18 protein-coding genes are annotated in these 12,710 nt (G+C 37.1%); 4 read left to right on the forward strand and 14 right to left on the reverse strand.

The annotated features are described in order from the left end of the window. Window positions 1–64: 64 nt before the first annotated feature. Window positions 65–670 (reverse strand): hypothetical protein, encoded by a 606-nt coding sequence (locus tag IEV41_RS10020; RefSeq protein WP_188388246.1) that lies wholly within the window; start codon window positions 668–670, stop codon window positions 65–67. 701 nt (window positions 671–1,371) lie between these two features. On the opposite strand from IEV41_RS10020, the gene IEV41_RS10025 reads away from it, so the two are divergent. Beyond that, entirely contained in the window at window positions 1,372–1,572 is a 201-nt protein-coding gene (locus IEV41_RS10025; RefSeq protein WP_188388247.1) for a hypothetical protein, read from the forward strand. Between the two features lie 128 nt (window positions 1,573–1,700). Here IEV41_RS10025 and IEV41_RS10030 read toward each other — a convergent pair whose 3' ends face one another. From IEV41_RS10030 to IEV41_RS10045, 4 genes are all read right to left on the reverse strand, one after another. Next, window positions 1,701–2,261 (reverse strand): DUF7010 family protein, encoded by a 561-nt coding sequence (locus tag IEV41_RS10030; protein ID WP_188388248.1) that lies wholly within the window; start codon window positions 2,259–2,261, stop codon window positions 1,701–1,703. A 108-nt stretch (window positions 2,262–2,369) separates the two neighbouring features. Continuing rightward, entirely contained in the window at window positions 2,370–2,858 is a 489-nt protein-coding gene (locus tag IEV41_RS10035; protein WP_188388249.1) for a DUF456 domain-containing protein, read from the reverse strand. Between the two features lie 12 nt (window positions 2,859–2,870). After that, a complete protein-coding gene (locus IEV41_RS10040; protein WP_188388250.1) occupies window positions 2,871–3,383 on the reverse strand; it encodes a GNAT family N-acetyltransferase in 513 nt (170 codons plus the stop codon). Between the two features lie 19 nt (window positions 3,384–3,402). Beyond that, window positions 3,403–3,777, reverse strand: a complete 375-nt coding sequence (locus IEV41_RS10045) for an ArsR/SmtB family transcription factor (RefSeq protein ID WP_188388251.1) — start codon at window positions 3,775–3,777, stop codon at window positions 3,403–3,405. A 256-nt stretch (window positions 3,778–4,033) separates the two neighbouring features. On the opposite strand from IEV41_RS10045, the gene deoD reads away from it, so the two are divergent. Next, window positions 4,034–4,741, forward strand: coding sequence for a purine-nucleoside phosphorylase (gene deoD / locus IEV41_RS10050; protein WP_188388252.1), 708 nt, complete (start codon window positions 4,034–4,036; stop codon window positions 4,739–4,741). A gap of 106 nt (window positions 4,742–4,847) precedes the next feature. Beyond that, on the forward strand, window positions 4,848–5,090 hold the full coding sequence (locus IEV41_RS10055; protein WP_188388253.1) for a DUF2164 domain-containing protein: 243 nt from the start codon (window positions 4,848–4,850) through the stop codon (window positions 5,088–5,090). Here IEV41_RS10055 and IEV41_RS10060 read toward each other — a convergent pair. The 4 genes from IEV41_RS10060 to IEV41_RS10075 form a co-directional block, all read right to left on the reverse strand. Next, window positions 5,070–5,519 (reverse strand): PH domain-containing protein, encoded by a 450-nt coding sequence (locus IEV41_RS10060; protein WP_188388254.1) that lies wholly within the window; start codon window positions 5,517–5,519, stop codon window positions 5,070–5,072. The two genes, IEV41_RS10055 and IEV41_RS10060, sit on opposite strands and share 21 nt — an antisense overlap. Continuing rightward, a complete protein-coding gene (locus IEV41_RS10065) occupies window positions 5,494–5,964 on the reverse strand; it encodes a PH domain-containing protein (protein WP_188388255.1) in 471 nt (156 codons plus the stop codon). Before IEV41_RS10065 ends, IEV41_RS10060 begins: the two co-directional genes overlap by 26 nt. Then, the gene (locus tag IEV41_RS10070) at window positions 5,964–6,383 is read right to left on the reverse strand and encodes a YhfM domain-containing protein (protein WP_188388256.1); all 420 of its coding nucleotides are present in this window, start codon (window positions 6,381–6,383) and stop codon (window positions 5,964–5,966) included. The genes IEV41_RS10065 and IEV41_RS10070 overlap by 1 nt, the downstream gene beginning before the upstream one ends. 324 nt (window positions 6,384–6,707) lie before the next feature. Next, a complete protein-coding gene (locus tag IEV41_RS10075) occupies window positions 6,708–7,556 on the reverse strand; it encodes a DUF72 domain-containing protein (protein ID WP_188388257.1) in 849 nt (282 codons plus the stop codon). A 152-nt stretch (window positions 7,557–7,708) separates the two neighbouring features. On the opposite strand from IEV41_RS10075, the gene IEV41_RS10080 reads away from it, so the two are divergent. Beyond that, on the forward strand, window positions 7,709–8,953 hold the full coding sequence (locus IEV41_RS10080; RefSeq protein ID WP_188388258.1) for an ATP-binding protein: 1,245 nt from the start codon (window positions 7,709–7,711) through the stop codon (window positions 8,951–8,953). A 38-nt stretch (window positions 8,954–8,991) separates the two neighbouring features. Here IEV41_RS10080 and IEV41_RS10085 read toward each other — a convergent pair whose 3' ends face one another. From IEV41_RS10085 to nrdF, 5 genes are all read right to left on the reverse strand, one after another. After that, the gene (locus IEV41_RS10085) at window positions 8,992–9,804 is read right to left on the reverse strand and encodes a hypothetical protein (protein ID WP_188388259.1); all 813 of its coding nucleotides are present in this window, start codon (window positions 9,802–9,804) and stop codon (window positions 8,992–8,994) included. 51 nt (window positions 9,805–9,855) lie between these two features. Further along, window positions 9,856–10,014, reverse strand: a complete 159-nt coding sequence (locus IEV41_RS10090) for a YvrJ family protein (RefSeq protein ID WP_188388260.1) — start codon at window positions 10,012–10,014, stop codon at window positions 9,856–9,858. Between the two features lie 108 nt (window positions 10,015–10,122). Continuing rightward, window positions 10,123–10,521 (reverse strand): YrvL family regulatory protein, encoded by a 399-nt coding sequence (locus IEV41_RS10095; RefSeq protein WP_188388261.1) that lies wholly within the window; start codon window positions 10,519–10,521, stop codon window positions 10,123–10,125. A 63-nt stretch (window positions 10,522–10,584) separates the two neighbouring features. Beyond that, complete coding sequence (locus IEV41_RS10100; protein WP_188388262.1) at window positions 10,585–11,358, reverse strand: GNAT family N-acetyltransferase; 774 nt, start codon at window positions 11,356–11,358, stop codon at window positions 10,585–10,587. A 342-nt stretch (window positions 11,359–11,700) separates the two neighbouring features. Then, on the reverse strand, window positions 11,701–12,669 hold the full coding sequence (nrdF, locus tag IEV41_RS10105) for a class 1b ribonucleoside-diphosphate reductase subunit beta (RefSeq protein WP_188388263.1): 969 nt from the start codon (window positions 12,667–12,669) through the stop codon (window positions 11,701–11,703). Between the last annotated feature and the right edge of the window lie 41 nt (window positions 12,670–12,710).

Here is a 12,710-nt window from a genome sequence, read left to right on the forward strand (position 1 = left end):
TTCTAACAATCATAAATACATTTTTATTTATGACCTATATTCTCAAACTTACTATTGAATCGTCTTAATGATCTCCAAAAGTTTCTATATGTTTTTGGAAACTCTTACGCAAAACACCATTCTCTTTTAATGATTTATTATTATTATTTTTAACTACCAAATCATATATATACGCGCCTGCAAAGTCATCTTCATCATCTATCGCCTCTAATATAGAATGAATAGTCTTTACTATTAATTCATTTACTACTTTCTCATATACTTCTTTATCTTTCTTGGTTTTTAATAAGTGTTTCAGCTTTTGATATTCCTCTCCACAACTAGACCACGTTAAATCGGTATTTCCCTCTAAACTTTCTAATGAGGTTTCAAGCCACTGATTTTTCATCCAAATAAATTGCATAAACAATAGCTCTCTTTCTACCATTAAAAGATATTTATCCCACTGCATCTCCTTAACTTCATCTATCGTTGGTACCAACCAATCCATTGTACAAGGTTCCCGTCTAGCTTTGGATTCTATCATCTTAGTTGGACTATCAAATTCAAGCTGACATTCCTGACACTGCAGAAATAACTTATGCGTTTTAATATCCTTCACAATCCAAATCCAACCTTGTTTGCAGAGCGGGCACCAACCCACTGCATTTTCGTAATTTTCATTATTCATTCCATTTTATCTCCTTTATCATGTCCCAGCAGATTTCATTTTATTTGCCTCATCATAATAAGTCCATGAAGAGGTATCGACATGACCTGTCATATCGCGGAACATACACAATATCTCGAGTATTGGAAATAAACGCGATAGATGACCAATAAAGAAGATTATATTAATGCACTATGTATTATTCAATAAACCATAAAAAGCCCCATAAATAGGAAGCTCTTTTTCGTTTCGATAATATATATGAATTCATACAACACTTTATAAGCGACACATTTATTCTAGCGACCAAATTCTCAGATATTCCATGTAAGTATGATTCAGCTAGAATTCTTCTAACTACTCTAAAAAATCAAAAGTGATTTATTTTTTAAATTCCTGAATTCGATGTAAAATATGAAGTAGTTAATACCATTAATCTCATTTAAGCGATAAGTAGAGAGATTCTCCAAACATAAAATTTCTACTTTTAACTCTATAAAAAGCCCCCAGTAGTTCCATACTACTGAGGGCTTTTTTCAATCGGATAATAGGTTATGGTTATCGCATCAATATTATCTATAAAACTCCCCCCTCCTCTTACACATTTAAAGACAGTCATATCCAGTCTATACATGACCGATTAATTTGCTTTTCTTTCAATTTCATCCATTGTAAGGTATAATGAAATCCATTTTAGAAATATTTTGAAAAGGGGATATAATATGGAAATAGTAACTAGCATACTAGCAATTTCACTAATGATTATCGGCATTTTTATGTGGGTAAAAGGAGAGGGAAAACGAAAAGGGATTGGCATTGGAATCGTTATGGCTTTACTTATTACAGGATTTCCGGAGTTCGCCGACTCATTTTATACAGGTTTCATGGAAGGCTGGAACGAAGCTGAACTAGAGAGACAATAACTGTCATTCGTCTGATGTTCTACATTCATAGCATTAAGATTGTATAAGTACAAAATAATAAGACAAGATAGGCTATAGAGCTTACCTTGTCTTATTTTTATACCTTACGTCATAATGAAGATGGAACATTATGTACGAACTGACGAATTAGTAGAAATAGATACGCTCTTATTCTCCATACTCAACCAAATCGCAAATAAAATCTCAAAACCAATCATCACACTTGCTACGATGACTGTGCTAAAGGTAATGCCTATTAATAGAATAGCAATAGAAATCACAACAGACATCACAAAATACGCCTTCGATTTGTATACCCAACCGAATGGTAATAAATGTGCGCCGAATATGACAGCGATAATCATCGCCATTTTATCGGGAACCGCTTGATAAATCCACATCGCAATGAAAATGTATAATACTTGGTTCGCAACAAGTACAAGTACTAGCTTGTTAAGTGGATTGTCTTTAATCGAAAATTCTACTTTTATTAGTTTAGACATCATGAAAGCAATTGGGGCAAGCATACCAAGTATACAAAATGTTAATAAGTTCTTTATCGCTACTTCTTTTATCGGAAGTAACCACACTACTAAAATACCAATCCAAAGTACAATTGATGTCAAAATAAAATGCAATCCTCGTTTGCTTCTTACCGCTAAATCATCCCTTAGCGTTTCTAGTTCCATTACACCATCCCCTTTTCCTTATATTGGTTATACACACTCATTATACAGTTATTTACAATTTTTTTCGACAAATAAAAACGAATCGCCCCAGCATACGGAGCAATTCGCTTAAAAGATAATATACAACACGAAAATAACAAGCATGATTAACTGCAAGATTGCCTTTGCAACTGAACTACTTAAGAACGAAATAACGGTTCCCCATGCAACTTTCGCGGCTTCTTTGTTGTCTTTTCCTTGAACCTTTTCCGCAACGAATACAGAAATAAACGGAACAAAGATCAAACCAAACGGTGGGAAGACGAACGAACCAACAATTAATGATAAACAACCAACTCGTTCGCCCCACTTCGTACTACCGTATTTCTTTAAGAAATAGCGATTTGCAAGTATTTCTGCGAAGAAAATAACCGCCGAGAAAATCGCTAAAATGATCCAGAATGATACAGTTAATTCCTTATTATTAATTCCAAAGTGATACACCGCAATACCAACTAAAAATAAGGGTAACCCCGGTAATACTGGCTTAATTAATGCCACAAATGATAATACAAAACATAGAATCGCAACGATCCACCATACGATTTCTACTGCCATTCTTCCACTCTCCTATTCTTTTTTCCATGCAAATGACATATAGATTTCATCTACATATTGTCCGTCTACCTTTAATGCCTCAGGCTCTTTGCCATATGCGACGAAACCATGTTTCTCATAAAGACGAATTGCATGTTCGTTATGCGCAGATACAGTAAGCAAGATACGCTCTAATCCGTCTATTTGTCTCGCATGCTTTAATGTCATCTGCAACAGCAAGCCTGCCAATCCTTTGCCACGCTTCGCTTCTGTCACATAGACACCCCAAATTGTTCCTTTATGTAAGCTCTTTTTTCCCGTCTCTCGTGAAAAGCCCATCATCCCAACTAGTTGATCGCCTTCAAATGCTCCAATGATGAATGAATCTTCTTGCTGTAAAAATGTTTCTTGGACACGTTCAAATGGTCGTGCGGCAACTTCTTCATACGATGAACCGAAGTTTAGTGGGCTATTGTGTAACCCTTCTAAACGTAACTTCCAAAATGCCTCTACATCCGCTTTCTGTAAACATCTTATTTCAATCATTGAAACATCCCCCTCACTCTTACTCGTTTCGGTTTACATCTTCCATTTCTTTATGATGTTCATATGCAACACGAATTAAGTCTTTCACATGATCATCATCTAACGAATAGTACACTAATTTTCCTTCTTTGCGCATCTTCGCAAGACCTAGATTTTTTAAGAGACGCAGATGATGGGAGGCCGTCGCAATGGATGAATCAATCACATTCGCCACATCACACACACACAACTCTTCTTCTTTATATAACGAAAAAGCAATTTTCATGCGTGTTTGATCTGCTAATGCCTTGAATAGTTTCACCATGCCAGACATTTCATCTTGTACAATTGCCTCTTTTGCTCGTTTTACTTTTTCTTCATCTACACATGTAATTTCACAACGGTCATCATGCATACTATATTCACTCCGTCCCCTTTATTTTCCTTCATTATAATCAGTTCTTTCTCTACCGTCAAAAGGACTAATCTTCTCATACGTCCTCGTTTCTATACAAACCTCTCTATTAATAAATGCATGTCTCTTATACTTGGTATAGGAATATATACTACATCACGTAAATCTTCTTAGGAAATGTGTCGGTTTACAGTGGTTATTTTTCTTATTATTGTGTAAAATGTAAGGGTACACAATGAGGTAGGAGGTATGACGAATGAGCATACATATTGAAGCAAAACAAGGTGAAGTAGCTGAAACAATTCTTTTACCAGGAGACCCTCTTCGCGCGAAATATATCGCAGAGAACTTCTTAGAAGGTGTAACATGCTACAACAACGTACGTGGAATGTTAGGTTTTACAGGAACATATAAAGGAAAACGTATTTCAGTACAAGGAACTGGTATGGGTATCCCATCAATCGGTATTTACGTAAATGAATTAATTCAAAGCTACGGCGTGAAGAATTTAATTCGCGTTGGTACTTGTGGCGCTATTCAAGACGATGTAAAAGTTCGTGACGTGATCATTGCACAAGCATCATGCACAGACTCTAATATGAACAACATTATCTTCCCAGGCATCGACTACGCTCCAGTAGCAGACTTCGGTTTACTGAAGAAAGCATACGATGCTGGTGTAGAAAAAGGCTTAAAAATCCGTGTAGGTAACGTCTTCACAGCAGATATGTTCTACCGTGAAAACATGGACTTATACAAAAAAGTTGCTAGCTACGGTGTATTAGCAGTAGAAATGGAAACAACTGCCCTTTACACAATCGCTGCAAAATTCGGCGTGAACGCGCTAACAATCTTAACAGTAAGTGATCACATCTTCACAGGTGAAGAAACATCTTCAGAAGAGCGTCAAACAACATTCAATGAAATGATTGAAGTAGCATTAGAAGCTGCAATTCAAGAATAATATAGCTCGACTTCTCGGATGTTTACAGACTGTAAATACGAGACTATAAAGGACTTGCATGTAACAAAACAGGCAAGTCCTTTTCTACTAATAGGAGGGACTTCATATGCGAATGAATTTATCAAAAGAAGAAAAAGAACAAGTAGTTACCTCTGTCCAATCATTTTTCCTTGATGAATATGACGAAGAAATTAGCCAGTTGAAGGCAGAACTATTACTAGAATTTTTTGCGAGCAAGTTAGAACCTTATTTCTACAACAAAGGGATCGATGATGCGACGTCTTTCGTCCTCGACCGCTTTACGACATTTGAAGATGACTTGTATGCATTACGAAAACGTCCGAAATAAGCGTTCATCAACTTTAATATGCGGATTAATTGCGATGAGTTCATCGATAAATCCTTTCTTGTCTTTTGGAAAAAGAAGAATAACCTTATCCTCTCCGTAAACCACTTCAATTCGGTTGAGTGATAATCCCTTCCTCGAAAAAAAATCATCTGCCTTACGTATACGCGTAATTTTATGAATGGCGATTTTCTCATTAGATAAAACAGAAGCAACGTGCAAGTAATAGTCTTGAATAATATAGCGAAGATTGAAGGAGCCAAATAAGAAATAAATGCTGGCAAGAACTAACATACCAGCTATTAACACACGTTGCCATAACGGTTCATACATCGTTAATAGACTCGCAACAGCACCAACAAGCAAAGCTAATATTAATAAACAATCCTTTATGATTAACCATTTATCACGTTTCGGATGGAACACCATCATCTTTCCCTCTTTTCATATAAGACAAATTCACATCTACTTCAATATGTTGATTGATTGCTACTAGTGCATCGATAAACGCTTTTTTATCTTTTGGAGAAAGAAGGATAGACTTCTTCTCTCCAAAAGATATTTCAATCCGATCCGTTGACATGGCAGGGCTTGAGATAATGTCATTTGTCGCACGAATGCTAGTAATCGAGTAGATATTAATTTTCTCTTCGTATAAAAACATAATAGACAACGTATCATCTTGAACAATATAACGAAGCGTAAATACTCTAAAACAAAAATACATGGCCAGCAAAAGTACTACCACTACTACTAAACGCAACCATAACGCTTCTTGTATCGCAAGTAGACTGACACCAATACCTAGAGCCGCTGCTAGTAACACAATGATGTTCATCACCATTAACCATCGATCAAACTTTGAGTAGAATACCATTATTCTCCCCACTCCCTTTCATTCATAATACGTAAGAATGCCTCTTGGTGACTCTTACGATTAATCCGAAACGCATCCTGCTTCTCTGGTCTCAGTAACAGAATACTGTCCCCAACTTCTGCCCATACAACCAATTTATCTGTCGTTCCATCTTCGTATGTAATCGTGAGTTGATAATCTTCTTGATGAGCCATTTCATAGGTAGCGGGAGATTCATGCCTTGCACTATTTAAAATATCTTTTATTTTCCCAAGCGATGTGGCGTTATCTACGGTCATGCTTTCCATAAACGATTGTGTTTCTTTCGCATATTTTTCTACACTTACATATTCAATATGTGAAAATGCCCTTGAAAATAGGATGTAGCAACTAATGGCAATAACAACAACACCCATACATATAAACACCCATCTTCTCATACACATTCCTCCCTTTTTTGGCATTATATGAACCAAGCAAGGGGAATAGTCGACATTTTCACTGCTTTTGTAACCAAAAGAATAGACTAACAGCTAATACAACTACAAGACGTACTAATATAGAATTATATTCATTTGCGCCTACAGGTCCGTACTCAATCCTTTGTATCACTACTCTTCTAAGAGAACAAACACACCAATCATTAATCGCGCACAGTCTCTACATTTACATATTTTACCTATTAATCTCATCATATCATTCCTTCCTTCCCATTTAAAGAAGGAAAAAAAAAAAGACTACTAATGAATAAGTAGTCTCCAATTTTAAAATAACTCCATCTGCTCCGGCATTTTCTCACCGTATTCAATGTTCAGTAATCCCATTAGTTGCTTGGCATTATGCACTGCATCTCCACCAGAATTGTTGTTAAATAAAATGCATATTTCTTTTGTCTTCTTCTCTAACTCACGGATATGATTCACCCATTCTACCAACTCTTCTTTTGTATAACGGTAGAGGAATCGTACTTTACGCCAATTGTCTTGGCCGTGATTATTCCATCCATGTACGTTACGACCATGAAAGCGAACTAACGTCAAATTTTTGTGCGTTGGATGAAGGATGGTTGGGATAGAACCTGCTCCTGCTTGTGGTTCATCACAAATCGTGTGAATCCATTCTTCCTCTTCCATGAATGAGAGTGTGCGCTCCCGGTAATTGTCTCGAAACCACGTTTGATTACGGAATTCAATCGCTGCAGGAATATTACCGAGCTTCGCCTTTATATAGCGTAAATAATGAACATTTTCTGCCTTACAGTCAAACCACGGTGGAAATTGGAAGAGAAGCGCCTTTAGCTTCCCAGCCTCTCTTACTGGTTCTACGGAGCTTAAATAACGGTCAAACAACGCATCAAGCTCCGCTGCTTTTATTCCTTCTCTCGTATGCCCAGTCAATGTACCAAGCGCCTTTACAACGAATGAAAAATGACTAGGAGTTTCTTGTACCCACTTCGCATAATTTCTCTCGGACTGTACTGCATAAAACGCCGAGTCTACCTCAACAATTGGAAAGTGGTTACTGTATGTTTTTAATTTATTTTTATTCGTATATGTATCGGGATACAAACTATCGTGATCCCCCCAACCAGTTACGCCTATTTTAATTACCATTTTTTCACCTCTTTATGCATGCGATGTATTTTTTATCATATTTTGTCGAAATATGATATAATTTATAATTGTACAAATATATCCATTTTTTATCTATTTATTATTATTTGTATAACAGGGGTTTAAATGGGGAGAAAAGGTGTGTATGTTCTATGAAAATAATTAACAAGTACTCATACATCAGCGATCAACACAAAATACAACTATACGAAAATTTCATTTCGCAACTTCCATTCTCTTTTTCTTTTTCAGATGAAAGAACACAGTTATCATTGCACAAAAAAACAGACAGTAGCCCACTTGAAATTGAAGAAGTCTATAACGATGCAACAACATTAACGATGGATTTTTGTTCATCCAATGGTATTGCTGCGCTAGAAAAAGAGTGTGGAAAAATCTTTGATCCGATTCCGCATCACGTCGTCTTTCTAAATACAGATGGCATCGTAACATTATGCAACAAGAAAATGGTCGAAGATATGAACACCGAACGTAATGCAGTTATCGGACAGCACATCAAAGATATCTTGCAACTACCTGAGCATAAAGTTCTTGCTCTAGAAACAATTTCAACAGGAAAAGAGTTTCGTAACGAAACCGTCCTCGATAATCATTATGGGATTATTAATACCCATATTATACGTGATGAGCACGGAAACATGTTGCGTGTCATTTACACGCTCCAATTTTTAAATACAGAACGTGATGCTGAACGTTTTGCATTAGCTGGTCGAATTGCCGCAGGGATTGCTCACGAAATTCGCAATCCACTCACAACAGTGCGTGGTTATTTGCAATTTTTACAAGCACAAGTGGCTGAAGATATTCAACACTTATTCCAATCCTTACTTATCCCAGAGCTCGATCGCGCCAATAGTATCATTTGTGACTTCCTTTCGATCACGAAGACGCAATCCATTCAAGCAGAAGATGTATCTATTAATTGCTTTATACAAGATTATATAAAACCTCTTCTCTTAAGTGAAGCGCATCTAAACAATATTCAGATTGAATATATACTTGCACCAGAATTACACAATTGTAGAGTGGAAAGTAATAAGAATCAACTTATCCAAGTATTCTTGAACTTACTACAAAACGCCAAAGATGCAGCAGGTGACAAACCACTACATATTATCGTTCAAAGTATGCTTGAAAATGACCATGCCAAAATCACCTTCTCTGACAATGGTATCGGTATTCCAGAATCTATTGTCAGTTACATTTTCGATCCATTCTTTACAACGAAAGATACCGGCACAGGCCTTGGCTTATCACTAACACGAAATATTATTCATAACCACCGAGGCACTATTAAAGCAACATCATCCTGCGAAGGAACAACCTTCGTCATTGAATTGCCAATTATAATAGACGAAACAGGGACTCATTCATAATGGGTCCTTTCATTTATGATATAGAAACAACCCTTCTATCAGCAAGTAACCGTATCCTCTTCCAACCAATGATAAAACCACGTAAGCTTTTTAGAAATTACCGTCTCTCTTCCATGCTTTACATCCGAACGCCTCGCCATATTTCTAATGGCCTCTGTTGCGTATGCTTGTATGTATTGCACCGGAATGGTTAAGTTGCGTCTTTCTTCAATCGTTTCACTCACAAATTTCGTCACTAACTTATTCCATCCTTCTTTTGACCATCTTCCTAATGAGAAATTAGCATATAAACTATTACACGCTTCTTTCAATACAACTTCAAACTCATCAATTGGTAAGAATTTGTTACTAGTAACAATATTTTCTTTGTCTATATATTGTTTGTCTTTCTTTGTTTCTTTCTCTTTCTTTAATAGCTGACTCGTTTCAACTGTTGAAGATGAACTGTTCCTATTCAATTGCTGAAAATCGACACTTGAAAGAAGGTAAAAAAAGGGAGAACTTATATCCATAATAGAACATCCCGCTTCGATAATCTCTTTCATGAATCCGAGAACCTCTTCCTTTTTAAACGGTATATCTGAAATGTAGTATGCAAAATTATTTGTTTTTCCATCACGGTACTTAATTTGTACCCAATACCTCTTCGTCTCCAATTCGGCTACTGCTTTCGTCACCGCAGATCGACCAAACTTTTTATATAAATATACTTTCTTAATCTCCCAATCAACAGGTAAGGACATTAAATGTGCAAGTAATCCAATTGCACGTACATCCTCTAGTTGCTGTAAGGCGTTGTTATGTATTTGAGCATAGCTTGTGGCTTTTCGTCGTTTAATAATGCTGTTCACGTTTCATTCCTCCTAAAGAAATACTCCCACCTCCGAGGAAGTGGGAGTCAACTAGTGGACCGAAGAAGAAGTCGCTTCTTTTAAATGAGCGGGTAGTTGTTCGATTGATTGGCGTACTGCATCTAACTTCTGCTCCAAACGAAGAAGCACATACATCGTCACAACAATCGGAAATCCAACGTCGCTAATAAAAGGCAGGAGTTCATTCATCTTCTTCACCTCCTCACTATGTATATAGCAAGTTACACGCACCATTTGTCATAAAAAGAAAAAAGTATGTCTGACTATTAACAGACATACTTTTCTCTAGGAATCTATTTATTTACGATTTACGTCCTCTTCTTCAAATACTTTATTTAAAAGAAGGAAAATAGCTGCTAATGCTAGCTCCGTCCACGTTTCAATTGTAATTCCTTTCATCATCTCATCAATATAATGAATCGATACAAAATCAACGATAAGGGTCACACTCGCTCGTACCCTTGCACTAACCGAAATTTCCCCGTACTTCGATAACATCCTGATAATAATTGTACCTACAATTAGCAAAACCACTTCTAACAACATACCCACTAGCAAAAAGTTAATTAACACACCCGTCGAATCATAATGAATTCCTAGTACACGAAACAATCCAACGTGTGCGAAGAAAATAAAAGCACACACAAGCGCCATAACACTTGTAGCTGCAAGAACACCAATTATATTGCGTTTCATCCTGTCATCCACCTACCTATTACTACTGTCTCCTATTCTAGCATAGATAGACGAAATTAGGACTTACTTTTCTGTATGAATATAATATGTATCGTATGCTTCTTTGAATACATAGCCTAATTTTTCAGCTAATTTAGCTGAATTTGTATTCGCTGCATCCCAACTTGGGTACTTATCTTGTTCCAAGCAATCCATTATTAACGCGGCGGCTGCGACCGTCGCTAGCCCTTTACGACGATGATTTTTATGCGTCACGATATCAATTTCGATCCCGCTATCATAAATACTATATGAACCTGCACCACATACAACTTTTCCCTCGTGTAAAATAGCGTAACCAATCCCTCTTTCCACATAATCCTCACCTGAGTCAAATCTAGCGATGAAATCATCTGAAAGCTCATGTAGTGTAGGTTCATGGACGATAGACGTATCAAGTTTCACTAATTCATATCCTGTTGGAAGGTGTGATAAGAATGTTTGTACATGCTCTTTCTTTAAGTGCTCTGGATTTTTGTAAAACTGATAACGAAGAAATTTATCTAACGAACCTGCATGAACCTCTTCTATTCGCTCTTTCCATTCATCCGTATCTACAATGATTAACATATGCTCCGGAATATTTCTCAGTAATTCTTCTACCCCGGTCGCATACGCATCCCCAGCATAAAACGCAAAGTCTCCGACGATAATTTGAGCTGCCGTTGGATTGTCTACATCATTCACCCAAGCTGTTCCCATATGCCCTTGTAGACACGAAAGAATAAGGGTATCTAGCATCCCCTCGAACATTGGCGCTATCTTCTTCTTCCCTTCATTCGTTGCTTCGTAAATCATCCGTATCCCTACTTTCTTTGTTGTATCCTTCCTTTCATCTTGAACATTCCGAAAAATTTAGTCAAATCATTTGTTTATATAACTGATAGTAATCAAATTTAAATGAAAATAGTAATTCTTTACTAAAAAAAGGGGCCTACGTACTGCACTCCGAGTAGACTCTTTCCGCGGGCGAGAGCGAGCCTCCTCGGCAAGCCTGCGGGGTCTCACTTTCCTCGCTTTTCCCGCAGGAGTCACCACTCTCCGTTCCGTGTATGAAATGCCCCTTTCCTCCCCAAAAATTAGTTACATCATTCATGATAAATAAAATAAAAACCCCCTTAAAAAAGGAGGTTCTTACCATTAAAAGTTAAACGCAAAATCTTCGTCTGCTAATTTCTCTACGTTTGTTGCTTTTACGTAGCCGTTTCCTTTTACAGAGAAGAAGTCATGGTTCTTTGTATCTGTTTTCAAGCCGTTTTCAACGATTGGATTGATGTCTTCTTCTGGGAAGTATGGGTCTAATCCTAAGTTCATCATTGCTTTATTTGCATTGTAACGAATGAATTTATTTACTTCATCTACCATGCCAATTGATGTATAAATATCTTCTGTATATAATAGCTCATTTTCATATAATGCTTCTAGTAATTCTACTGTTTCCTTGCTTACTTCTGCTTTCTCTTGTTCAGAAAGAGAGGCAAATGTTTCTTGCGCAAGAAGACCAACAAACACACCGTGAATGGACTCATCACGAATAATCAAGTTAATAATTTCCCCACTCGCCGTCAGCTTTCCTTGTCCAGCTAAGTATAGTGGATAGAAGAAGCCGCTGTAGAATAAGAAACTCTCTAGGAATACACTCGCTACCATTGCCATGTACACGTCACGCTTTGGCGCATTTGGTGTAAATAACTTTAAGTAACGCTCTGTAATCAACGCTGATTTCTTTGTTAATTGTGGGTGGTTATCGACCCAGTTGAAAATCTCATCAATTTGTTCTTCTGTCGCTAATGTCGTGAAAATATGACTGTATGACTTCGCGTGAACCTCTTCCATTGCACCCATGAAAGCAAGGACACTCTTCGCTTGTAAGTTATCAACATGTAGTAAGATAAGCGGCATTCCTTCGCCACCTTGTTTCGTATCAAGAAGTGTTAAGCCTCCTAGCACTTTCTTGTATGTCTCTTGTTCCGCTTCTGATAACTTCATCCATGTGTTCATGTCAGAGGAAACAGCGATCTCTTCTTCCGTCCAGAACTGTGCAATGTTTTGTTTCCAAAATACTAAGCTATAATCGTCTTCTTTCTTATTCCAGTTAACCGCTCGCATGATAGGCCCCCTATTCACTCTTAAAAATCGAAGCCAAGTAG

This window comes from Priestia taiwanensis (assembly GCF_014638355.1).
Taxonomy (GTDB): domain Bacteria; phylum Bacillota; class Bacilli; order Bacillales; family Bacillaceae_G; genus Priestia_D; species Priestia_D taiwanensis.